This window comes from Pseudobutyrivibrio sp. UC1225 (genome assembly GCF_900115215.1).
GTDB lineage: Bacteria > Bacillota > Clostridia > Lachnospirales > Lachnospiraceae > Pseudobutyrivibrio.
Genome location: NZ_FOVQ01000020.1, coordinates 1 through 24174 on the forward strand (window position 1 = coordinate 1; position 24174 = coordinate 24174).

Sequence of the window (24174 nt, forward strand, 5' to 3'; positions counted from 1 at the left end):
AGCAAAATATAAGACCGCTTTCAAGCATGAAATATACAATCATGCAGTGGTGGAGGTTTCTCTTGCAAAGAACCAAACGAAGCCTCGACCTCTTATTTTCATGCTCAAAAATAATCTATTGGAGAGATAATACACCCTGGAAGATGTTGATTTCAATAGGTTTGTATTAGTAAGCTCTATCTTTGTAATTGTAACTTCTAGAAAGGGGTGATTTTGCAAGACTAAGTGCTGTTTTGACTAGGCGAAATTGGAAGTTAAGTGTACAAAAAAATTAGAACTAGAGGTTAAGTTTGCAAACTGGAGGTCAGGATTTCAATTCAGCTTTATGCAAAAATAAGATTATCAATGTTCCGATTTTATGCAAAAATAAGATTATCAATGTTCCGATTTTATGCAAAAAAACAAAAGATTAACCCTCCGATTTTATGCAAATATGTTGACAAACCCCGTAAATAAGGGATATTATCAAAACATAGAAAAGGAGTACTAAAATCTATGCTAAAGAGAAAAGTATATAACGAATTAGTAAGCTGGAAAAAACAAAGAAGAGATAACGAGTTAAAAAAATGTCTTCTAATCAAGGGTGCTAGACAGGTTGGTAAGTCATATATTGTTAAAGAGTTTGGCAATAATGAGTATGAATCTTTTATAAGCATAGACTTTTTTAAACAAAAACAGTTAAAGCAGATTTTTGAAGGCGAGTTATCTGCAGCAGAAATCTATAAGAGAATGACAGCAAATATTCCAGGAATTAAGTTTATACCTGGAAACACTCTTATTTTTTTAGATGAGATTCAGTGCTGCGGAAATGCGCGTACAGCATTAAAGTTTTTGGCTGAGGACATGCGTTATGATGTTGTAGCATCAGGCTCATTATTGGGACTAGCGTATGGACAGGATGATGATGAGGAAGTTGAAGAACCAACATCATTGCCTGTAGGTTATGAAACTCAGATTACCATGTACTCACTTGATTTTGAAGAGTTTCTTTGGGCTTATGGATATGATGATTCTGTAATAGAGGATTTGAAGCAATACTTGGGTACTGATAATCAGATACCTGAAAGCATTCATGATAAATTTGAAGAGTTGTTCAGAGAGTATATGGTTGTGGGAGGTATGCCAGAGGTTGTAGCTGATTTCGCTGAGAATAAAGATTTTGCTAGAGTAATGGAGATTCAGCAGAATATTGTTTCTCAATATCAAGACGATATTTCAAAACATGCCAAGGGCCGTGAAAAGCAGCTCGTAAGAATGTGTTATGATGCGATTCCTAGACAGTTAGCTAAAGAACTTAAAAAATTTCAATACTCAACCGTGGAGAAGGGGCAGACAAGCAGAAAATATGGTGGCAGTGTAAAATGGCTAAAAGATTCTTGCTTGGTAAATGTGTGTTATAACATCTCTGAACCATATATCCCATTAATGGCCAATGAAAAGGTTGAACAGTTCAAACTATATATAAATGATACTGGACTATTAACTTGCATGTATGGCTTTGAAACAAAGAGGGCTATTCTTAATAATACAATCAAAGGAAATGCAAGGGGCGGAATATATGAGAATATTATTTCTGAGTGCTTAGTAAAAAGAGGCTATACCTTGCATTATTACAAGCCTGATGATGATCATGAGTTGGAGTTTCTAATTGAAAAGGAAGGCGAAGTAATACCAATTGAAGTGAAAGCAGGAAACACAGCGTCTGTATCATTGAATAACTTTATAAATGATTTTTCACCTAGCAAGGCATATAAGTTGATTGCTAATAGAAATGGTATTTTAGGAGTGAAGGAGACACTTCCTCATTACTTTGTTTTATTTATATAATTATTTACAGGCATCCCTAATGGGCAATGTTATTATTTTATACGCAGAAAAAAGATATAGTAGATAAAAATGATTTTGGAGGGAGAATTGTTATGAACTGTCCTAAATGCGGAAAAGAAATGAGAACAGGATTTGTTGAGGCAAAGAGTGCTGGAAGTCTTACGCAGGCTTTTACACAGGTCACCTGGTATCCTGAGGAATATAAAGGCAAATTTATTAAGAAGGAACCAGTAACACTTTCATTGCAAGCGGAAGGTCAATATTGTGATGAATGCATGACTGTGTTTGCAAGTTTTAATCAGAGATAAATCGTAATTTGTCTAACTGATTTGCTAACTTTCCCTTATTTACAAGGCTTGTGAGCCTTTATATAGTGATCGGATTGCGGTTTTCCCTTGTTTTTGCCCTTATGAGGTAGATACAAGGGAAACTTTTTTATCCGACTACTTTATCCAAGAGTTTTGCGCTGCTTTTCTTGGACTCTCTTGAACCGTGGGCGTATATGTTCATTGTGGTACTTACATCCGAGTGACCGAGCATTTCCTGCACATCTTTCGGCATGGCTCCGTTTGTTAGCATGTTTGTTGTGTAAGTGTGGCGGAGCATATGGAAGTGAAATCCTTCCAGTTCCGGTACATGCTTGGATGCTGACCTGCAGGCATCTGAGATGGTGGCAGGTATTTCGAGGCTTCCGTCTTCCCTCTTACATACGAAGTCGATTTCCTGATAATCGGGTGGAATCATATCCTCACCGCTTAAATGGTAGAATTCGTAGTGGATGCGATTCTTTTCTTTGACTTCGCGGTAGTAATTGTGATGATACAGTTTGCCATAACGGAGTCTGTTTTTATGCTGTTCTTTCTTGGCTTTTTTCAGAATTTCGGTAAGTGTATCTCCGAAATCTACGATACGAACCTTTCCTCGTTTGGTTGGCCCGATCTCTGTGGTGTGCCTTGCTCCGTTATAGCGGATGCTCCTGCGGACTGTGAGGTATTGCTCGTCAAGATTTATATCCTGCCAGGTCAGTCCTGCCACTTCTCCGATGCGAAGTCCGGTGAAGTATGATATCTGAACCGGAAGGATGGCATCTTTGCTTCTTTTACCCAAGAAGTCTATGAGTTTCTGATATTCCTCGGGTGTGAGAGGTTTAGTAGTTTCTGATGCCTCATCATCATCGGCGAACAGTTCCGTATCGGTCACGTTGCTGTGTATCACCACATAGTCCATTGGATTGAAGGTTATGAGCTGCTTTGGAAATACTGCGAACCGGAATGCTCCGTGCAGTACCGCCGAGTATGATCTCATATAGTTCTTTGAGAAGCCGTTTGATGTAAAATCTCCTTCAGTCCCTCCGAACACCAGCAGATCCATGAACTTTTGCAGGTGATCCGATGTGATTCTTTTAAGTTTCCGCTTGCTGATCGGATGCTTCTTGATTCTCTGGATAGTCTGGAGATAGTTTTCTACAGTGCCGTTGCTTAGTGACCCGGTCTTTAAGTCTTCCTCAGCCCACACATCAAGCAGATCGCCGAGTGTGGTGTTTTCTGCTTTGGCAATGAATTTCTTTTCTTCGTAGTCCTCCATTGCCTGTCTTAAGAGCTTTTCAGTTTCACTTTTGCTTTCAGTACCGGTGAACTCCTTCTGTACCAGATTTCCGCTTGCATCCTCAACATAGAAGCGGTAGTACCACTTTTTTCCTTTTTTTCTTACAGATCCTTTTGCCATAAACTGTGCTCCTTTCATTCACGGGCAATCGGAACTGTTGAAATGCTTTTTACTATAAGATATCTGAATGTGATTTATTCTTCGTCGCTGCCAAAGTCAGCCATGAGGTTGGCAAGTCTTTCCGATGCCTTCTCAGGGCTCTTTGAGTAGAGTCTTATCACATCTGCGATATCGTTATAGGCATTGATGGAATGAGTCACTTCCCTAAGGAACATGATCTCATTGTATTCCTTTACGGAATCAATTCCCATTGCCTTGGCAATATCTTTATTTTGTTTATCATTCTTATAATTCGTACATCCGAATTTAAAAGAATCAAGGAACATTTCATACTCCGAGAGTATGTATATGAGCAGGTCTTTGGAGAACGCGAATTGTTCATCTGACAATTCTTCCTTATCGCTTACAGATAGTCTTCCCATAAGATCGCGAATCTTGAGATCACGCTTATCTGTGATGTCCGTTTCGTACTCATCGGTTTCACCTTTGAGCCATTCCACTGATACGTGGAGAGCATCTGCAAGTCCCTCAAGGATGAGTTTCTTTGTGTTGTCGATAGTACCTGCTTCATATCTTTGAATGGTGGATGTGTTTACATCCATCTTTTCTGCTATGTATTTCTGATGAAGGTTAAGCTCTGTACGTCTCTGCTTGATTCTGCTTCCTATCATCTTGCGTAAATCTTTATCTTTCATTTGTTTACGCCTCCTCTTTCGGTGTAAGTGTACCGCTTATCATTACCTTTTTCTTTTTACTAAAATCATTTTTTCCTGACCGAAAATCCCTTTCAGGTGGGTACATCTGTACTGTATCACATAACAAAGAGAAATGCAATATGCAATTTGGTAAAACGATATTGATTTGCAGAGTGCTTGACAGATTTTAAAACCTGCGATATATTCTGCTTAGAAAGAATTGCATAATGCAAACGGAAAGGAGGGATGAAAAATGCGTGAATCAAAGATGGCATATTCCATCGATGAAGCTGCAGAGTGTACCGGTATCGGGAGAAATACACTCCGCAAGCTGATCGAATGGAAGAAGCTTCCGGTACTGAAAGTCGGTCGGAAACTTCTTATCAGAGCGGATACCATTGAGACCTTCATGGAACTGAATGAAGGGAACGACCTGCGCAATCAGAGTGAAGTAAAAGCAGTGTACAACTACTAAAGAAAGAGAGGAACAGAAAATGCCAAGAGCAGAAAAATCAACAATGGAACTAAAGAAGGATCTGGATAAGATCAGGGAACGATACGAACGTTCCTTAGAGAAGGACAATCGTAAGATTGCCGATCTCGTAAGGAAGTATTTCGGAGATGAACCTGATCTTAAGAAGCTCGATGCGTACTTTAGCAGAATCGCAAACGAATTTGCCGATACTGCGGCATCGAGCAGGGAAAGCACTGCCGGAAAGGGACAAGCTGTATCGAAGAAGGATGTATCTTCTTCGGAACAGTTTGTACCGGGAGACAGGGATGTCGACCATGATGAATAAACGAGTAAGGTACAGGATGTACCGAGGCGAAGTTCATTCATCATCCGGCGGGGCTTTAACTGAGCCAAACGTCTTATGTTTGGCTCCTGCAGGGTCTCGGGGCAGCGCCCTGAGCAAGCTACCAAAATCTCATTTTGGTATAGCTTGCCTATACCAAAAAAGATTTTGGGTTCGGAAAGGCGGTGACCATGGCTAATTTTGAAAAATTTACAAGAGGTGATTATGGATTATTTGCCCATTGTGAAAGAAAAAAGGATGAGAACGGACAATATATAACCTTCGGAAATCAGCGTATCGATCCTACAAGAACGCACTTAAACTACAATATGTGTCCTGAAGGCGGGGAACAAAGGGATCGGCTTGAAGCGAGACTATCTGACCCGAATGTGAAATGTATGAGCCGTGCGGATGTGGTTGTTTACGGAAGCTGGTGTGTAACACTTCCTACACATGCTCCCATGGAGGATGAAAACGGGAACATCATCTATGAAGAAAAGGAAGTTCATCACAGAGACGGAACGGTTACTACAGAAACTGCACCGAAACTGAAAGAAATAACATACACAGATGAACAGATAAAACAGTTCTTTGAACTATCCTACGAGTTCCTGTCTGAAAGATACGGGGAACAGAATGTGATCTCGGCATACGTCCATATGGACGAAACAACTCCCCACATGCACTTCCTCTTCATCCCCATAGTGGATGATAAAAAGTGGAACGAAAAGCATCCTGACAAGGAACCAAGGGTTAAGGTTTGTGCCAAAGAACTTATGAATATGACTGAGATGAATGTGTTCCACAGGGTACTACAGGAATACATGGATCAGCACTCTCAGAAGGGACTGTTCCCGGTACTTAACGGTACAACCATTGGTGGTAACCGTACCATAGCAGAGCTTAAAGCAAAGAGTGCCTTAGAGGAAGCGATAGATGCAACAAAGCATGCAGAAGAGATAAAAGAAGCAGCAAATCAGTCCGTGATTGATGCGAATGAGCAGGTACGGCAGGTACAAAGCAAGATCGTTAATATACAGGAAGCAAAGCTGATTGCGGAAGAAGATACGGAAAAATGGCTTGAAGAATTAGAGAAAAAGGAACTCCCGGTAATGAAGGAACTTAAGGACGGACTGACAGACCTGGGGGTAGATAAAAGTGACTACGAAAGTATAACTGGGTTTGCAAAAGCGCTGGAACACCCGGTCAAATCAAGCAACGGGAAGGTATATGTGGAGATACCGAATCCTGAAAAGACACTTCCGGTCTTGAAAAAAGTAATGAAGAGGCTGACATCAGTAATTGAAAAGACTAAGGATATAGCAAGAAAGATTGCCGGACATGTAGAACAGACAAGGGTATCGATTAGGGCAAAACTTGCCGAGGCACAGGAAGAAGCAAGACGACAGAATGAAGAAAGAAAACCGGTACAAAAGAAGAATGATATAACCCGATAAAACCGCATGGTTACACGCTTTTTCATTGAAAACAAGTGCTATTCATGGTAGGATATATTTTGGTATTTTGTACCATTAAGATAAGAAAATGTCACCACTGGTGACACTTTTACAGGAGATAGTTTTATGAATGAAATGGATAAAGGTTTTGATCAAGTCGTTAATATTATAAATCAAGCCAGAGAAAATGCTTTTCGAAAGGTGAATGAAGAACTAATACTTATGTATCAAGCTGTGGGTAAATTCCTTTCTGAACGTGCGAAGGAAGCTGCTTATGGTGATGGCTATATAGACGCACTTTCAGAATATATACAAGATCGATTCCCTGGAATTAAAGGATTTAACCGCAGAGGCTTATACAGAATGAAGCAGTTCTATGAGCTTTATGCGGAAAATGAAAAAGTGTCACCACTGGTGACACAATTGAGTTGGACAAATCATCTGCTGATAATGTCAGGTTGTAAATCCGATGAAGAGCGTGAATTCTATATTCGTCTTGCTATTAAGGAACGCTATACAAAAAGGCAACTGGAGCGTCAGATGGACAGCGGATATTATGAGCGATATATGCTTTCAAAGGATAAACTCTTGCCGGAAAAGGTTCAAGCTGAGTTGAACCCTTTCTTGGATTCTTATGTAATAGAGTTTTTGGATTTGCCAACAGGCTTTCTTGAAAAAGATCTACGTAAAGGACTGATTTCCGGAATGAAGCAGTTCATGCTTGAAATAGGTAAGGACTTTACGTTTGTTGATGAAGAATATGCCATAACAGTTGGTGGTGAGGATTTCAGGATTGATCTTTTGTTTTATCACAGAACCCTACGTTGTCTTGTGGCTATGGAACTTAAGACCGGTAAATTCAAACCGGAATATGTATCAAAGATGGATTTCTATTTGGAAGGACTAGACAGACAGGTGAAGAAACCTGATGAGAACCCAAGTGTTGGTTTAATTCTCTGTGCTTCAAAGAATGATGAGGTTGTTGAATATGCTATGAGCCGTACCATGTCTCCGATGATGGTATCGCAATATCAGTTACAACTGCCGGATAAAGAAGTGCTTAGAAAGAAGCTGCAAGAATTGGCTAATATTCCGCAGATTGAAGATAAGGAGTAACTTTAACATGAACATCGAGATAAAGAAAATGCAATCTGATGAAGAGATTAAGGGAAAGGCTTATGTTCATTGGAAGTCATGGCAGGATGCTTACAAAGGAATTGTGAATCAGGATTTTCTGAATTCATTGACGCTGGAAAAGTGTGAAGAACGAGCGTTTAAATGGCCGGAGAATACGTTCGTCGCAAAAGATAATGGGAAAATAGTTGGTTTCTCTTGCTATGGAAAATATCGAAGTGAGGAGCTATCTAATACAGGAGAAATATTCGCAATCTATATATTAGAAGATTATTATGGTACCGGTGTTGGACAGGCACTTATGCAAGCCGGTTTAGGAGAACTTGATTATCCGCAGGTGGCTGTCTGGGTACTTAAAGATAATATACGGGCAATCAAATTCTACGAAAAATGCGGATTTCGCTTTGATGGACGAGAAGAAGAACTCACACTGGGAACTCCTATTGTTGAAGTCAGAATGATAAAAGATAAGGAGTAAAAGAAGTGGAAATTAGAGAATATATAAAGTATAACGAGGAAGAAATATCCCGCCTTTATAACGCAGTTGGTTGGACTGCTTACACGGAGAATATGCCAGCTTTACGAGAGGGGTTCAAAAATTCCATGTTGGTATTGGCAGCATATGATGGAAAAGAACTTCTTGGAATTATAAGAACTGTAGGTGACGGAGCAACAATAGTTTTTGTACAAGATATCCTTGTTTTTCCCGACAAGCAAAGACAGGGAATCGGAACTGCTCTGCTTAAGGAAATATTGAATCGTTATCCTAATGTGCGACAGATAGAGCTCGCGACTGATAATACAGCTAAAACCGTGGGCTTTTACAAATCAATGGGCTTTGCGGAAATGTCAGAAATAGGATGTTGTGGATTTATGAAATGTTAGTAACGTCATACTAATTTTAAAAGGTGAAGGCTATATTTATGAACATAGATATTCCAGAGATGCTTATTCGAGCACAGGAACTTCAAAAAGGTGGAGACTATACTTATTCCCGTAAGCTATATAAAGAATTTTTTGAATGCAATGATACGCATCCTCTACGCTTTAAGGCTTTATTTGAAGTAGCTGATAATTATTATCATGCTAAGAATTATAAATCAGCGAAACATGGGTATGAAGATTTCTTGGAATATTGCTCAGTTCAAGAGGATGTTACAGAGCAAGAATCGGGATGGATTGACGCATATACTAAGTTGGCGAATAGTCGGCTGAAAATGATTGAGCAGATTGTTGATAAAGGCAAAAAATGAGAATTGTGTATTTACCAGATTATAAAAAATAGAAGAATTTTCAAAGGGGAGAGATGAGCGAGAGGACTAAACAAATTAAGATCATTGATGATAAAGAGCTGGAAGCTGCCCGCAAGGGGACATTCTTGAGAGGGAATCGGATAGTGTTTATTCCAAGGGTTAGGGTTCTTCCGATTGATCCGGAAGATAATGCAAGATTTATAAAGAATTATTTGAGTCGCGACAAGCAAAAGAATACGACAAGGCCGTTCTACGATAAGACAATTGCCTTGTATCCTGAGCTTAAGGACGTCGCAGAGATAGAAGACGAGGCGGAGCGCGACATGGCTATAAGGCAAGCAGTGATTAAGCGTCTCGCCGACAATGAGGCAGAAATTCGACAGAGAATTCAATATTTCACTGAGAAGTTTGATTCATTTATTCCGCAGTTTATAGAGGCTTCCTGTGCACTTTTTAACTACGAGTGGAAGGAAAGTCAGCCGGAGATAATCTGCTATGTAGGCTACATTCCTTTCTATCCACGCAGTTCGCAGGATAAGTGTTTTTTTGTCTCATACCAGGATGAGGAGCGCGTATTCTCAGGGGCGGTTCACGAAATCAATCACATGATTTTTTACGAGAAGTTGTGTGAGATGAAAGGTGTTACTTTGCCGGATCCGGTGTGGCCTGAGCCGCTTTGGTACTTACAGGAAATTGTGGTCGATCCGACACTGAATGAGCCCGGAGTGCGAAAGTTTACGCTATATGATAATAAGGCGTATCCGCAGTTCTACGAGCCTTTGCGCGGTACAGACGAGAGTATAATGGACAAGGTCAAGAGGTGCTTTGACGAGCGCGAGAGTATCGAAGCGTTTCTGGGTGGGGCGCTTGATATTGTTAAGGAAAATATGGAGTGACCACTAGGGACGGAGTTAGGCTATGAGTTTTGGGACGAGGAATTGTATGGTTAGGAGCCGTACTTCTTGGCTATGAGAATGAAAAGCCTATTGCAACTATAGCCATTAAGAAGATTAATGATGATATGGCCGAGGCTAAGAGATTATATATAAAACCTGAATATAGAGGTAAGGGATTTATATTCAAAATAGCATTTCAACAGTTCGATTGCCCGTTAGGTGTTATATTGTGTTACCGTAGAATCTTTCCCTTGTTTTTTCCCTTATCAGTACTCATAAAGCACTATGGGACGATATAACACAAGGGAAATCATAAGGGAAAGTAAAACATCTGCAAATTTAGTATTTATAAGGGTTTGCGGATGATGAAATAACAAATAGTAAAGAGTTATAACGCCCTTGGGAATGGTTCATTCCCAATCGGAATTTATAGAGGGAAATTATATTTTAAGATTATTGAATAGTTAATTTATTCACATATTGTAAAAATAACGTCTACTGCCTTCGTGCAGTAGACGTTAAAATACTCTTTATGAAAATATCAGATACTACCCTTCCATAACAGCTGGCAATGGAAACGGAATAACATTTGTTGGAGTATGCTGCTCAGCCTTCCAAAGTGTTAACTTCTGTTGCATATTAAGCCAACTTTCAGCTGAAGTGTTTTTTTCTTTCATAATCTCTCTTTTCTGCCCTCACATAATAGATATTTATCTCACAATAAAGTACAATTATTTTCAACAATATATAATTTTTGGGGACTATGAATTCTATATGAAAAACATCGCAAAAAAGACCTACTGTTTACTTCTGATGCTTACATTTAGCACCGTTTTGCTAATAACAGGCTGCTCTTCTCACAATAATAACCAATATAAGAATGATTTTGATTTACTTTGGGATGAACTAGAAAACAGCTACCCATATTTCACATATATTGATGAAAATATAATTGATGTAGATGAATTACGCACCAGATATACGCTGGAATTGGATTCTGTTCAGGATGTAAACGATTTTGCAAATCTCCTCCAACGTATGTTCAGCGAAATGAATAACCTGGCACATTTAGATGTTTTGTCTCAGGATATGTACCAGGAATATTATTATCTTTATGTTCTAAATAAGATTTCATCAAACGACTATACAACACCTTATTCCGAAGTCTTGCAAGACGATAGGATTGCAGAAATTTATACAAAACCGACAAGTATAGAGGCATTCGAAGGAGAAGAAATCTCTAATCAAGAGGTTTACATACAATATTACTCTGATCAGAAAGCTATATACTTTAAAATTCCCTCTTTCTCCCACGAATTGAAAGAGCGTGATGAAAAAGTGATTAGTGATGCAATAGAAAAATATGCAGAAGTTGAGAATGTCATTTTTGATATCACTGGAAATAGTGGAGGCAGTGATTATTATTGGATGGATAATATTGTTGCTCCTTTTGGCGGAAGCTACGAACTAAATATAAGGAACTTTTTCAAGACATCTTCTACAACTGATAAGTATATAAACAATGTAGAATCATGTCCTATCAATAGGTTAAAAAATGCACCTGAATGGGCCAATTCATTAGGATTAGATAAATCTTTTGTTTCGACATTTAATGTACCTAATGAACCAACTGATAATATGATAATACCAGCAACCATTAAAAGATGGGTGTTAACCGGCCCAAAAGTCTATTCTGCATCAGATAAATTTGCATATTTCTGTAAATCAACTGGATGGGCTACTCTTGTTGGTGCTCAAACAGGTGGTGATGGTCTAGGTTCCACTCCAATTTTAATAATCTTACCTGATTCTGGATTACTTATTCGTTTTTCCTGCACTGCTGGAGAAAACACCGATGGTAGTATGAATGCCATTTTGGGAACCACTCCTGATGTTTTAACAATTAAAAATGAGACAGCATTAGAACGCTGCCTTAAATTAATAACAGATGATTCTAGTAAATAAAAATCAGCAAATCGAGGATTGGAGGAAAGAAAACAAGTGATTAGATACGAGGAAAATATTTCACCTGAAGAATATTTAGAATTACGTAGATTAGTCGGATGGAGGCTTTTCCCACTCGAGGAAGCAAAGAATTGTGTTGAAAGAGCTTATATGGTTCTTTGTGTCAGGGATGATGAAAGAGCCATAGGTGTAGTACGATTGTCTTGGGACGGCGGATATGTAGCTTTTATTTCAGATGTTATCGTTATCCCTGAATATCAGGGACAGGGAATAGGAAAAAAGCTAGTTGAAGCTGTGATTAACAGAATTAAGAGAGAAATGAAGCCTGGATATATGGTTAATCTTAATCTTAATTCTGCCAAAGGAAAAGAACCATTCTATGCAAAACTCGGATTCATAGAACGGCCGAATGAAGAAGCTGGTGCAGGAATGAATCAGTGGCTGGTATTGGGAGAATAATTATTTCTAATATTTTAAAATAATGCAATAGTGAATTTCTGGAATACATAATATAAGCCACTAGCTCAAGATTTGAGTTAGTGGCTCATTACATTTTTGACTGTTATTCCTCTCCTAGCCTTGTCAGGATTTCATCATAAATTTCAAGACATCGTTCTATATATTTTTTTGTGTAGGCATTTAGGTATTTGGAGAAATCGAGTTTCCCCTTTATAGCTGAATCTTCTTGAGATATAATCCCCGCTTTTGCTTTTGTTAAGACATCAAAAAGATTAACCTGTTTGTCTGTAAAATCTTCAATTCCTTCTAGCTCAAATGCATTACTATTGTATATTCTTCTAAATGTACTGTCGTAATTATAGTCATTATACCAATCCTCATTGCTCTTAGAGTCGTAGTAACTAAAATATGCATATAGTTCTATAGGCGTAGCTTTCTTAAGGTCTATAGAATTTATTTCAACTACATATTTACCTGAGATTCTATTTTCAGAACCAAAATCCGAAATTGTTACTGCAACAATAGGATTCTCTTCAGTTGATTCTATATCATACTCAGCGTATAAATCGTATAAGTTACCACCAATATCATATGCTCCTTCACCCAACCGATAATTTCCGTAAAATCCCAAGCTACAGACATCAGAAAAAATATTAGTGGTAAAAAATCCATCAGACGTCAACTCGCCAATAATTTCATTATTACTCATCCACATCATATTTTCTGCCATCTGAGCTAATGGCACTACTTCGTGATACAAAACCATGTTTCCTTTTTGTGCACACTGTAGCCTATAGTCATCAAAAAATTCATAAAAATCTATAATCTGCTCAGGTTCAAACTGATTTCTAAAACTTTCTAACAGACTTTTATCATAATCAAATGCATTACAGCTTCCCCTAAGAAATTCCGCCACATCACAAAAATCATCGAATGTGCACGCATGTATGTTTATGTTCTGAACATCAAAATATGATATTCTAGGTGTGTTCAGAGAAGCATCTGTAATATTAGCTCCTGCATCAATATCAAACACGGCTTTATTATCTTCGACATTATAGTTCAAAGAACTAATCTCATTTACTCGATGCGCCCATAGGGATTCTCTATTTACATCATAGATTACAGACATCGTCATTCCTCCAGATTATTTATGCCTATAAAAAAGCACCTATTTCAACTTCATTCCGTTGAAATAGATGCTTCCCTAGACTTATAACAATATCTACAATTATGCTATCGACAGATTCACTTTATTTATAATCAGCAACGTTACTAATGTTTTTCTTACTTTATTAGACATTTCACACTAAAAAGTATTTTAATATAACTTGCTAAGATATATCATTCAGGAGAGCTTCTGCTCTCCCCTTTTTTTGCATTTCATATAGTTATCAATCTCCCAATCAAGTATAATTAAACTCAACAAATCGGCAGTTTGTCGAGCTGAATAATAGGGATGATATCCGGCATGGATGGGTATAGAAAGAAGAGGGTAAAGATATGAGCCTACAATTTGTAAAAGCAAGCACTTCTGATGCTTTGACACTTAATGGAATATCTAAAAGAGCCTTTGATAGCGATGTTCAGGTTGGAGCACCTTCAGTTGGTGGGCCACCTGGATATATGTCTGTTTCTTATCACACAAAGATGGCCAGAACAAATCACTTGTATAAGCTCACGGACAATGGACTAATTGTTGGCGGTGCGATTCTATTTTTGGAAAAAGACAAGTTGAACATCGGAAGGATCTTTGTAAGCCCTGAGCATTATCGCAAAGGCTATGGTGTCTACATGATGCAGGAAATTGAGACAATGTTTTCAAATGTAAAGGAATTTGTATTAGATACGCCCATTTGGAATGTCAGAACAAACGCCTTTTATACCAAGCTGGGATATGTGGAAGTGAGTCGGGATAATGAATTCATTTATTATATTAAGAAATGCGAGTGATGAAAGAGGAATTATCATTTGATAAAAATCGAATTATTATCAGAGACAAATTTCTGTTTAGAATCATTAGATTCATATAACAGAAAACAGAATGTAAATAAAGTATATCGAAGAATAGACGGAGAATATGCATTAGTAGAATGCAAATATACCGAAGATTGGGACTTGAGCCAAAAGCGTTCTGTGGCAAAGCAAATAAGCAGTGATGATTATATTACATACATCGCATTAGAAAATGATAAAGTTGTTGGCTTTATTGGGTTATTAAAGAAACTAAACGGTCCTTACATGATTCTTGATATGATGCAGGTATCTTCTGAATGCAGAGGCCAAGGTGTTGGCAGACGATTATTTGAATTTGGAAAAGCGGAAGCAATAAAAGCTGGTGCACAGGCTTTGTACATATCTGCCTGTTCTTCTAAGGAGACGATTGCATTTTACAGAGCAATGGGAGGTGGCCTGGCAAGCATTCCTATAAAAGAACTTGCTGAAAAGGAACCATATGACCTTCAGATGATCTGTCCTGTAATACTGAATCAAAAACCAGGAGTGTAATTTAACAATTCAAATTTATAGAGGGATGTATGAATATTTTAAATCAACGAAACCTTTCCCCATAACCTTCAAAAAAAGAGGGTTATGGGGAAAGGTTTGCATAAACGGCCTCGATGGGAGGTTCTTTTTCCATAAGTTCGCCTTAGACTTAAGCATTATGCCGATAAGGCACGAGAAAGCTGTGATGAAATACCTAGGAGAGTATATCCGCATATATTCAGACACAGCCGCGCAATGCATCTGTATCAACATGGTATGGATTAAAGTAATTTTCATTTAAATACATATCAAATCGCAGGAACAACCTCTATCAATGAGGTTGTTTTTGCTTGAATAAGAGCGAGAATTATACGATACTCGGTTGAATTACGGTTATAGTCCTGGAGTTATACCGAGGATTTCACTCCTTACCTTTTTTAGGAGAGTTTTTTAACAGCCCCTTCATTTATACTCTACGGGGTAACACTAAGCGCTTACGATTCATTAAAGTTTTACAGTTTGTTTTTATTCGAAACAATTCGACTCGATTGAAACCGAATAATATTGTTTACATAAACATTGGTAAGGAATATAATATAGTTAGTTCGATGACAACCGAGTCGAAAGGAGCCGAATAAAATGAAGTTTTATGGAAGAGCTACTGAGCTTAAGCGTATGAAAAGAGAGTTAAATGCAGATGACATGCGTATGACTCTTATATATGGAAGACGAAGAATTGGTAAAAGCGAACTTGTTAAGCAGGCAATAAAAGAAGCGAATATTAAAGCAATATATTATGAATGCAAGCAGGTAACAGAAGAAAGCAATGTGCAGAGCATATGTGAGGTAGTTTCTGATACATTGGATCTTCCTAAATTGGGATATACAAAAGTAGAGGAAATAGTAGATTACATTTTTAAGCTTTCAAAGGATGAAAACATAGTTTTTGTATTGGATGAATATCCATATCTTAGAGGGGCTGTAAAGGGGCTAGATAGCATAATTCAGGCACTTGTAGATAAATATAGAGACAATTCAAAGTTAAAGCTCATTATACTTGGTTCTTATGTGGATGTAATGAAATCATTGCTATCAGAATCAAATCCTTTATATGGACGAGTAGATTTGGTTATTGATCTTAAGCAAATGGATTATTATGAGTCAGCTTTATTTTATCCTAACTTGTCTGATGAAGATAAGGTAAGAATATATTCTGTATTTGGAGGAATCCCATATTACAACAGACTGGTTGATGATAAAAGAAGTGTTAAGGAAAACATTATAGAACTTATAGCTTCATCTGGGGCACGTTTAGAAAATGAAGTATCTATGTACCTTAATGCTGAGATATCAAAAATCGTAAATGCAAATGAAGTGTTTGAGGCTCTCTCCAGAGGATTTTCAAAGTACAGTGATATTTTGTCTCAATCTCATGTATCAAGTGGACCTACACTTATAGATGTTCTTGATAAGCTGATGAATATGGAAGTTGTTGAAAAGAAAGCTCCAATCAACGACGAATTCAACAAAAAGAAGGCTGGTTACTATATCTGTGATAATTTATCCCTTTTCTATTACAGATACATATTTAAGTATTCATCTCAGCTAAAAATCATGGATTCAGATGTTTTCTATGAGAAATATATTAATAAAGATTTCGAAGAGCTTTATGTGCCTCATAAATTTGAGGAGATTTGTAGACAGTATTTAATCAGACAGAATCGTCTTGGAAATATTGAACCTGTCATAGAAAAGATAGGCAAGTATTATTATGATAATCCAAAGGAACGAACCAATGGAGAATTTGATGTCGTTACTTTGGATGAAAATGGATATGTCTTTTATGAGGTAAAGTTCAGAAATAAGAAGACTTCCGATGAAGTTATTAATGAGGAAATTCATCAGGTCAAAGAGACAGGGCTTAATTGCTATAAATATGTATTCATTTCCAGGTCAGGTTTTACAGGTAAAGAAACAGATGAAGTGAAGCATATTGAATTGAGTGAGTTATACATATAAATATCGTATATAAAGGGAGAAAGGTATGATCACAATAAAACCAACGGAACATCTTGTCGGAATCAATGTTCAAGGTGACTATTATGATTTCGAGGGAGTTGTTGATGCTGTTCACAGGCTAACAGGTATATGGCCAGAAGAGGATTATTCAGATCCTTATTATGCTAGCTGTAATAGGTTACTCGGAATATGCTACGATATTCGCCATGCCTATCAGGGAGACAGGAATATTTTGGTAAGAGATAACGGTCTTAACAGAGAGGTTATGAAATGGCATAAACTGATTATGTCGGAGCAGACTGTTTATTATAGTGTAAATATACTTTTTCCAGAGGCATTGTTTGTAGCTTCTACTTCTGAAAAATTATTAGAGTATGCTAAGAGATATTATGGTAAAACAGGCAAGAAGTTAAAGGAAAAGGAGAACTGGCCTATTTATCATGAATACAATCAGTATGTAAGAGATTGTGCCACTATAAGAAATTTCGTTGGTCAAGTTTGGGGTGCACTTGGAGATGTCATTGGAGAAGTAGGTCTTGAAAATGTATTAAATACTCAATGTTCTTATGAATCTTATACTCACTACGCTGCCCAATACATCGATGAGATGGATATTGCGCTTATTAAAACCAAGCCAGAGAAGAGAGCTGGAAAACTAAAAACTATGGCAAAAAGAATAATAAATCCAGATTATAACTATTACCAAGTCCATAGAGAAGTAGCAGCTTGTGCTGCAGAATATGGATGTTCAATACATGAGGTACATGATCCTAAACTTGAATTTCCAGATGAAATAGAATGGTAAATATGGCTTGTTTCAAAACCTACTACAGGAGTTACAAAAAATGAAAGTAAAATTAGATGACATTATCGAAGCTATTGAGATGCAAGATGAATCTTCTGAGTGTTTATTGGATAAAGAAACGGGAAAAATTGAATGGGTTAGTGATATGGCTCAGACCTTCGAAGAACAGGAAGAAATATATGACAGACTAGATGAACATGGATTTTATCGTCTTCCAACTCAGCGTGACCTTAATGAATATGACACAATGGAAGACTTTGTTTATACCAGAACTGGTAGAGAAAAAGACATGCTAAGTGTAGCTATTGAAGGTCGTGGCGCATTCAGACGGTTTAAAGACACGGTAAATAGGCTTGGTATTGACGATGAGTGGTACAACTACAGAGACGAGGCCAATAAAAGAAAAGCTATAGAGTGGTGTGAAGAAAACAACTTGGAATATGAATAAAAGTAGCACATGTAATTAATGATTATTCTTGCGAATACAGTATAACTTCCAGGGGCGATTTCCTGGTATTCAGTAGTTCCAACCGTTGAGAATTCATAGTCTATAGTAGCTGGATTATCAGATGATGGTACTTCGTTTATATCATCACCGCCAGCTGTAACTTTTACGTGTACAGCACCTTCTGTGATCCCACTATCAATAATAAGATACTCACCCTCATCAATAGTAACGCCGCTGCCAGCAGCAGTTCCAATATCTGTTTTATCAAAGTTTGCATATAGAGTCTTGCCATCTTCACTAACATCCATAAGTGGTAATGTGTCAGCAGACTGGCTAGAATTTCCACAGCCAATAAATCCAAAAGCTGCAGTTAAAGTAATAGTTCCAACGATAAGATAATTTTTGATATTCATCTTGTTCTTCTTTATTGTTCATTATAGTCTGGAGTAATAATATCAATTGGATTATCACAGTTGTGTCACACGACAAAGATATTTTATTTTGTAAGTAGCTTCTCCAAATTCTCCACAGCAATCTCATGATTAACTACCTGCACTGCGCTCATGCCACATTCCTTTGCAGCTTCGCAGTTATCAAGTCTGTCATCAAGGAAAACACACTCCTCAGGAACGAGATTGTACTGCTTGATAATTTCTTTATAAATTGCATGGTCAGGTTTAATAAGGTTTACCTTGTAAGAGAAAACACCGCCGTCAAGGATTGGTAAAAAGTCTAGCTGCTTTGGTGCACATTCTTTTACATGGTGAGACCAGTTTGATAAGAATAAAAGCTGGTAGCCTCTGTTCTTAAGGTCGTGGAGCCAGTCCTTTGTAAAATCGTACTGCCATAAAGCATCACCAAGATTATCCCAGAAAAGCTTCACTTCATTCTTTAATTCAGGAATATCTTTTGTAAATAATGCAAGAAGCTCATCTTCTGAAAGTACGCCTCTGTCTACTTCATTCCAATCTCTAAAAATATTCTCTTTCAGTTTTGCAACAAGAGCCTCGTCGTTGTTGAAAAGCTTCATCATATACATAGTCCAATCGTATCCAATTAGGACACCACCGATATCAAAAATAATTGTTTTAATCATTTTCTTCCTCCAAAATCAATTAGATTGATTATACCATTAGAATTATTGCATAGCCACAGGTCTTTATTTTTGTGAAAAATGCTTTGAATGGATTTGATAAAAAATATCTAATTTCGATATAAATTTGATATAGATTCTCCTAAGCTATAAACATAGTCATGTTAAAGGAGGAGAAAATGGCATGAAAAAGGGAAAATGGTTTAATGCCGTTGCATTGGCAATGTCAGCTGCTATGGCTGTGACAAGCGTGCCAATGGGGGTACAGGCAAAATCAAGCAATTCCTTCGCCGACAAGTATTCCGATGAAGGCTATAGTCTTGTTTGGAATGACGAGTTCGAGGGGGATTCACTTAACACATCAGACTGGAACGTAGAGCAGCACGAGCCAGGCTGGGTAAACTCAGAGCTTCAGAGATACACAGCTCTTGATGAGGGAAACATCGAGGTTAAAAACGGAAAGTTATCATTAAAGCCACATGTAACTGAGACAGAGACTTCAGGTGAAGTTGATGAGGAGACAGCAGAGGAGAAGATTACAAATGTTTCGTTTGATTTTGATTTTAGTGCAGAGGATTCACGCAGTATTGCTCTTCAAGTAAATTTCGGTAAGATTTCATCTCTTGGAGATGCAGGCGTAGCACCAGCTACAGTTAAGGTTTCAAACATTTCACTTGTAGATACAACAGATGATGTTGAAGTTCTTTCAGACAGAGATTTCAAGAACGGCGAGTGGAACTGTGGATTTACAAGCCCAGGAGAGGGCTCTTGCTCATTCGAGGATGGCAAGGCAGTAATCGAGATTAAGAATTCTGGTGATGAGAACTGGCACATCCAGCTTCAGCAGTCAGTCGTAGAGCTGAAGAAGGATCATCACTATTCATTCTCAATGGATGCAGCAGCATCAGCAGACAGAGGTGTAGAAGTCAGCGTGCTTGATCCAGACAACGGATGGGCATGGTACGGCGGAACAACAGCTACTATCGAGGGTTCTGCTTTAGCAGGTGGTGCTACATCATCTGGTAAGAGAGAAATCACTTCTGGACGTATCACAACACAGAATAAGCACGATTTTACATACGGTAGATTCGAGGCCAGAGCAAAGGTTCCTTCAGGAAAGGGATACTTACCAGCATTCTGGCTCATGGCAACAGATGAAGGACTTTACGGCCAGTGGCCAAAATGTGGCGAGATCGACATTATGGAGGTAATGGGCCAGGATACATCAAAGTCTTATCATACAATTCATTATGGTTACAGTGCGGGAAGTGGCCATAAGGAGAATCAGGGCAGCAAGACATTAAGGGAGAATGACTTCGCTGATGAGTATCATGTATTCAGAATGGATTGGGAGCCAGGAAAGATTACATGGTATGTGGATGATGAGCAGGTATACACAACTAACGACTGGTACACAGGCGCTGATGAGTCAAGCCAACTCACTTATCCAGCCCCATTTGATCAGGATTTCTACGTTATTTTAAACCTTGCGGTAGGTGGTAGCTGGGTAGGATATCCTACTGATGATGTATATGAGCACATGAATGATGATAGCTATGATGTTGATTATGTTCGTGTATATCAGAAATCTGCTGAAGAGTACGAGAAGGAAGAAGCAAAGTGCAAGCGTCCTGAAAAGGAGCCTGTAAAATTCAGAGAGCCAGATGAGGAAGGAAACTTCGTAATCAATGGCGACTTCTCAAAGGACATTGCTTTCGATGGAGCAGAGGATGCAGATAAGGATAATTGGGTTCTTCATCTTGAAAGCGATGCAAAGGACACTACATACAAAGTAAAGAACAACAAGATTAAGATTACACCATCTGATGTTGGTTCGCAGAATCACAGTGTACAGCTTAAACAGGCTGGCATCCCAATGTACAAGGGTTGGGAGTATGAGCTTACTTTCGATGCTGTAGCAGATGAAGAGAGAGAAATCATTGTTGACGTTGAAGGTCCAGACAGAGGATGGACACGTTACATGCAGGATACATCTGTAAAGGTTGGCCCAAAGAAGCAGTCTTACACATACACATTTACAATGAATGACAAGACTGATCCTAACACAGCACTTGAGTTCAACCTTGGAAAGCAGAAGTCAACAGCACCTGTTACTATTTCAAATGTTAAGCTTGTTCATAAGTCAGGCGAGACAGTTGATGATGGAGATTTAAAGGAAATTCGTTCAGATGGAAACTACATCTACAACGGTGGATTTGATCAGGGCGAAGGCAGACTTGGATATTGGGATATTGATGACAAGAACAAGGATGCAGTTTCAGTTACAAATAAGAAGAATTCACGTATGCTCAAGGTGGTTGCACCTAAGGGCACATCAGCAAAGAAGCCAATCGTAATCAGCCAGGGTGAGCTTTCACCAATCTCAGCTGGTCAGTACGAAATCAGCTTTGATGCTTATACAGAGGATGGAGCATCAGACGGTATTACTATAGAGGTTGCAGGACATGACGTAACACCTGAGCTTACAGATTCACTTAAGCACTTTGCAAAGAAGGTTGTAGTAGAGAAGAACCTTGACCGTGCAGATTCAAATGTAGAGCTTCGCTTTACAAAGCCGGGCACATATTATCTTGATAATGTATTCTTCACAGAAGCAGCTCTTATCAAGAATGGTTCATTCAATGCAGGCATTGCAGGCTTCAGCCCATACATCTATGATTCCGTAAATGCGAATTACGTTATCGACAACATGAATGGCAACGACAACACATTCGCTATGACAATCGAGGATACAGTTGCTGATACAGATGACAACTGTTGGTATGTACAGCTCAATCAGGATGGAGTAAATCTTGAGAAGGGCAAGACATATAAGGTTTCATTCAGAGCTAAGTCTTCTATTGAAAGAGTAATCAAGTACTCACTCCAGGAATTTGAAGGAAACTGGACAAACTACAGCGGCACAGGCTCTGTAGAAATAGGTCCAGAGTGGAAGACATTTACACACACATTCACAATGGAGAATGAGACAGACCCTAACACAAGATTCAACATCACAATGGGTTCTGTTGACGGAATTAGAATTACAGAAAAGCACGATGTTTATATTGATGATATTGAGTTAGTTGAGGTAGAGGTCGATGAGCCAACAGATCCTTCTGATCCAACTCCTGTTGCACCATCACCAAGTAACCCATCAGATCCTGAGCCAGAAGAGCCAACACCAGCTCCTGCTCCAGCTCCAGGTGAAGATCCAGCACCAGTTGTTGAGCCAACACCAACTCCAACACCAGTAGTAACACCTACACCAACACCTACCCCAGAAGTAAAGCCTACACCAAAGCCAGCTCCAACACCTGAGCAGGTTATCACAGTAGTGAAGAAGGTGGTAAAGGTAGTTGTTAAGATAGTTAAGAAAGTTATTGACTGGATATTCAAGCTTTTTCCATAACCCTTTTATAAATCGTAAAACCTAATAAACCCCATTCTTTTAGACAGTAGGTAATGAATAGTTATCTACTGTCTTTTTTTACACGAATTTTTAATCAATACACAAATTGTTCATTTTTGTTTGCAGGTTATATATTGAAAATTTGATGACGGGGGGGTATTATCTGTAACAGTTGGGAGATATGTTCAAGGAGGTATGAAATGAACATGAAGAAGTTTTTAGCTGTTGCATTGTCTGTAGTTGTAGTAGGTGGCATTGCTACCCCAACAATTGTTTCTCATGCAGAAGGCCTTACACAGGCAACAAATGCTGAAGAGGTAAATTACGGAACAGTAACAAAAGATGACATAACTCTTTTAAGAGGCTTATTTGATTTAGAATACTATATGGAAGCTAATCCAGACATTGTTAAGCTGATTGGCACAGACCCAGAAAAGTTATTCGAGCATTTCTATAAGTATGGTATCTTTGAAGGACGTACATGCAATGAAAACTTTGATCCTGCAGCTTATGCAAGTGCATATTCTGATGTAAGGGAAGCATTTGGACTTGATATCATCAGATATTACAGACATTATGTTAAGGTTGGTTTAGTTGAGAATAGAACTCTTACAACAGTAAAGGCATGTGCTGAGGCTGGTATTACAGTTACTACTCTTAGTGAACAGCCAGTTTCTATTACACCAGCTATTTATCAGCTTTCTGAGAAATTGGGTACAAAAGACTTCAAAACAATTGCTTTGGCAGCAGATCGAGCATATGTGGAACATAAGATGGCAGTAGTTGATACTCCAAGTGGTACTGTTGTGTTCAGCAGCTCTAAAGATTTGGAAATGCTAAAAGGATATAAAGCAGTTGATACTATAAAAGTTGGAGATTCAACACTCTACTATTATGTATTTAAGAATACAACTGGTACAGCTGTATATAGACAGCAGCATATTGATGAGAATTCCCAGGCAATATTTACAACATCTGATTCTGTACAGGTAACAGATGCTGATTATAGAACAAAAATTTCTGTAAATGTTACACAATACTCTGATGCGATAGTAGATGAGATTACTACTGTAAAAAATACAGTTAACGGACAGGCTACTCAAAGTGAGGCATTGAACGATATTTATTATAAGAGTGGTGGTGACAGAGATAACCCTGCAAGATATCATTATACTGCAGTAAATGAACAGGAATCTGGAAATATCATATCAGTAAAAGATAGTCCATCAGCAGGTGTGAACGGTACTAGTATGAATGGAAACATAAACTCTACACTTTGGTATATAGATGGAACCAAAGACCAGAGCGGCAATGTTACTTTACTTTCTGAGCAGCCTACAACTCCATTAACTGATGCTTATCGTGACGAAGTTAAGGCAGTTACAGGGTTAAGCGGAGGCGAAAATGGCTGGATTGATGTAGATCCAAAGGGAACTGCTGATACAGAATACACTGTTTGTATAGGAGCAGAAACAGAAGGTAATGTCACAGATTTAACTATAGGTGTTTATAACGAAGAGACAGGATCATACTACTGGTCTAGCTCACATTTAGTTGATTAATTAATGGTATAAAGTAAAGACAGCAGGTAAGCAATTACCTGCTGTCTCAGACTGTAGACAAAGTGTCGCGGCTTTCGCCGCGACCTTTTCTTTTTTATAAGGAGGAACTGGAGTCTGCGGACTCCAGTTCTTTCATTTTT

The 24174-nt window shown here is 38.3% G+C and carries 26 protein-coding genes; 20 read left to right on the forward strand and 6 right to left on the reverse strand.

From position 1 onward, the window contains the following. The first annotated feature begins 495 nt into the window (after positions 1 to 495). Positions 496 to 1827 carry an ATP-binding protein gene (locus BMZ41_RS14830; RefSeq protein WP_090531083.1) on the forward strand — a complete coding sequence of 444 codons (1332 nt, stop codon included), beginning with the start codon at positions 496 to 498 and terminating at the stop codon, positions 1825 to 1827. Positions 1828 to 1919: 92 nt separating this feature from the next. Next, positions 1920 to 2135 carry a PF20097 family protein gene (locus BMZ41_RS14835; RefSeq protein ID WP_090531086.1) on the forward strand — a complete coding sequence of 72 codons (216 nt, stop codon included), beginning with the start codon at positions 1920 to 1922 and terminating at the stop codon, positions 2133 to 2135. 127 nt (positions 2136 to 2262) lie between these two features. Here BMZ41_RS14835 and BMZ41_RS14840 read toward each other — a convergent pair whose 3' ends face one another. Together BMZ41_RS14840 and BMZ41_RS14845 are read right to left on the reverse strand one after the other, a co-directional pair. Further along, complete coding sequence (locus BMZ41_RS14840) at positions 2263 to 3552, reverse strand: tyrosine-type recombinase/integrase (RefSeq protein WP_090531089.1); 1290 nt, start codon at positions 3550 to 3552, stop codon at positions 2263 to 2265. Positions 3553 to 3626: 74 nt separating this feature from the next. Next, positions 3627 to 4247 carry a helix-turn-helix domain-containing protein gene (locus BMZ41_RS14845; protein ID WP_090531092.1) on the reverse strand — a complete coding sequence of 207 codons (621 nt, stop codon included), beginning with the start codon at positions 4245 to 4247 and terminating at the stop codon, positions 3627 to 3629. Positions 4248 to 4500: 253 nt separating this feature from the next. Here BMZ41_RS14845 and BMZ41_RS14850 point away from each other — a divergent pair, with 253 nt between their 5' ends. The 9 genes from BMZ41_RS14850 to BMZ41_RS16170 all read left to right on the forward strand — a co-directional run bounded on the left by BMZ41_RS14850 (position 4501) and on the right by BMZ41_RS16170 (position 10083). After that, positions 4501 to 4722 carry a helix-turn-helix domain-containing protein gene (locus BMZ41_RS14850; RefSeq protein WP_090531095.1) on the forward strand — a complete coding sequence of 74 codons (222 nt, stop codon included), beginning with the start codon at positions 4501 to 4503 and terminating at the stop codon, positions 4720 to 4722. A gap of 19 nt (positions 4723 to 4741) precedes the next feature. After that, complete coding sequence (locus BMZ41_RS14855) at positions 4742 to 5047, forward strand: hypothetical protein (RefSeq protein WP_090531098.1); 306 nt, start codon at positions 4742 to 4744, stop codon at positions 5045 to 5047. 188 nt (positions 5048 to 5235) lie between these two features. Further along, positions 5236 to 6501, forward strand: coding sequence for a MobV family relaxase (mobV, locus tag BMZ41_RS14865; protein WP_090531104.1), 1266 nt, complete (start codon positions 5236 to 5238; stop codon positions 6499 to 6501). Between the two features lie 126 nt (positions 6502 to 6627). Beyond that, entirely contained in the window at positions 6628 to 7617 is a 990-nt protein-coding gene (locus BMZ41_RS14870; protein WP_090531107.1) for a PDDEXK nuclease domain-containing protein, read from the forward strand. Between the two features lie 7 nt (positions 7618 to 7624). Then, on the forward strand, positions 7625 to 8113 hold the full coding sequence (locus BMZ41_RS14875; RefSeq protein ID WP_090531110.1) for a GNAT family N-acetyltransferase: 489 nt from the start codon (positions 7625 to 7627) through the stop codon (positions 8111 to 8113). A 5-nt stretch (positions 8114 to 8118) separates the two neighbouring features. Further along, positions 8119 to 8520: a GNAT family N-acetyltransferase gene (locus BMZ41_RS14880; RefSeq protein ID WP_090531113.1), complete on the forward strand. Its 402-nt coding sequence runs from the start codon at positions 8119 to 8121 to the stop codon at positions 8518 to 8520. A gap of 38 nt (positions 8521 to 8558) precedes the next feature. Further along, positions 8559 to 8888, forward strand: coding sequence for a tetratricopeptide repeat protein (locus BMZ41_RS14885; RefSeq protein WP_090531116.1), 330 nt, complete (start codon positions 8559 to 8561; stop codon positions 8886 to 8888). A 53-nt stretch (positions 8889 to 8941) separates the two neighbouring features. Further along, on the forward strand, positions 8942 to 9784 hold the full coding sequence (locus BMZ41_RS14890; RefSeq protein ID WP_090531119.1) for a hypothetical protein: 843 nt from the start codon (positions 8942 to 8944) through the stop codon (positions 9782 to 9784). A gap of 29 nt (positions 9785 to 9813) precedes the next feature. Then, a complete protein-coding gene (locus tag BMZ41_RS16170; protein ID WP_090531123.1) occupies positions 9814 to 10083 on the forward strand; it encodes a GNAT family N-acetyltransferase in 270 nt (89 codons plus the stop codon). A 249-nt stretch (positions 10084 to 10332) separates the two neighbouring features. Here BMZ41_RS16170 and BMZ41_RS15980 read toward each other — a convergent pair whose 3' ends face one another. Next, positions 10333 to 10461 carry a helix-turn-helix domain-containing protein gene (locus BMZ41_RS15980; protein WP_255405362.1) on the reverse strand — a complete coding sequence of 43 codons (129 nt, stop codon included), beginning with the start codon at positions 10459 to 10461 and terminating at the stop codon, positions 10333 to 10335. A gap of 97 nt (positions 10462 to 10558) precedes the next feature. Between BMZ41_RS15980 and BMZ41_RS14905 the strand changes: the two genes are divergently transcribed. Next, positions 10559 to 11749, forward strand: a complete 1191-nt coding sequence (locus BMZ41_RS14905; protein WP_090531126.1) for a S41 family peptidase — start codon at positions 10559 to 10561, stop codon at positions 11747 to 11749. A gap of 36 nt (positions 11750 to 11785) precedes the next feature. Beyond that, on the forward strand, positions 11786 to 12208 hold the full coding sequence (locus tag BMZ41_RS14910; RefSeq protein WP_090170340.1) for a GNAT family N-acetyltransferase: 423 nt from the start codon (positions 11786 to 11788) through the stop codon (positions 12206 to 12208). A gap of 103 nt (positions 12209 to 12311) precedes the next feature. On the opposite strand, the gene BMZ41_RS14915 is transcribed toward BMZ41_RS14910, so the two are convergent. Then, entirely contained in the window at positions 12312 to 13340 is a 1029-nt protein-coding gene (locus BMZ41_RS14915) for a hypothetical protein (RefSeq protein ID WP_090531129.1), read from the reverse strand. A gap of 371 nt (positions 13341 to 13711) precedes the next feature. Between BMZ41_RS14915 and BMZ41_RS14920 the strand changes: the two genes are divergently transcribed. The 5 genes from BMZ41_RS14920 (at position 13712) to BMZ41_RS14945 (ending at position 17967) form a co-directional block, all read left to right on the forward strand. After that, positions 13712 to 14161 carry a GNAT family N-acetyltransferase gene (locus BMZ41_RS14920; RefSeq protein WP_090170337.1) on the forward strand — a complete coding sequence of 150 codons (450 nt, stop codon included), beginning with the start codon at positions 13712 to 13714 and terminating at the stop codon, positions 14159 to 14161. Positions 14162 to 14179: 18 nt separating this feature from the next. Then, positions 14180 to 14716 carry a GNAT family N-acetyltransferase gene (locus BMZ41_RS14925; protein ID WP_090531133.1) on the forward strand — a complete coding sequence of 179 codons (537 nt, stop codon included), beginning with the start codon at positions 14180 to 14182 and terminating at the stop codon, positions 14714 to 14716. A 618-nt stretch (positions 14717 to 15334) separates the two neighbouring features. Continuing rightward, positions 15335 to 16714 (forward strand): ATP-binding protein, encoded by a 1380-nt coding sequence (locus BMZ41_RS14935; protein ID WP_090531136.1) that lies wholly within the window; start codon positions 15335 to 15337, stop codon positions 16712 to 16714. A 25-nt stretch (positions 16715 to 16739) separates the two neighbouring features. Then, positions 16740 to 17519, forward strand: coding sequence for a DUF6904 family protein (locus BMZ41_RS14940; protein WP_090531139.1), 780 nt, complete (start codon positions 16740 to 16742; stop codon positions 17517 to 17519). A 40-nt stretch (positions 17520 to 17559) separates the two neighbouring features. Next, positions 17560 to 17967 carry a UPF0158 family protein gene (locus BMZ41_RS14945; protein WP_090531142.1) on the forward strand — a complete coding sequence of 136 codons (408 nt, stop codon included), beginning with the start codon at positions 17560 to 17562 and terminating at the stop codon, positions 17965 to 17967. Here the strand turns inward: BMZ41_RS14945 and BMZ41_RS14950 are convergent. Continuing rightward, positions 17898 to 18380: a hypothetical protein gene (locus BMZ41_RS14950; RefSeq protein WP_090531145.1), complete on the reverse strand. Its 483-nt coding sequence runs from the start codon at positions 18378 to 18380 to the stop codon at positions 17898 to 17900. The genes BMZ41_RS14945 and BMZ41_RS14950 overlap by 70 nt on opposite strands. A gap of 83 nt (positions 18381 to 18463) precedes the next feature. After that, positions 18464 to 19063: an HAD family hydrolase gene (locus tag BMZ41_RS14955; RefSeq protein WP_090531148.1), complete on the reverse strand. Its 600-nt coding sequence runs from the start codon at positions 19061 to 19063 to the stop codon at positions 18464 to 18466. A 181-nt stretch (positions 19064 to 19244) separates the two neighbouring features. On the opposite strand from BMZ41_RS14955, the gene BMZ41_RS14960 reads away from it, so the two are divergent. After that, on the forward strand, positions 19245 to 22472 hold the full coding sequence (locus BMZ41_RS14960; protein ID WP_090531150.1) for a carbohydrate binding domain-containing protein: 3228 nt from the start codon (positions 19245 to 19247) through the stop codon (positions 22470 to 22472). 200 nt (positions 22473 to 22672) lie between these two features. Further along, complete coding sequence (locus tag BMZ41_RS14965; RefSeq protein ID WP_090531153.1) at positions 22673 to 24034, forward strand: hypothetical protein; 1362 nt, start codon at positions 22673 to 22675, stop codon at positions 24032 to 24034. The last annotated feature ends 140 nt before the right edge of the window (positions 24035 to 24174 follow it).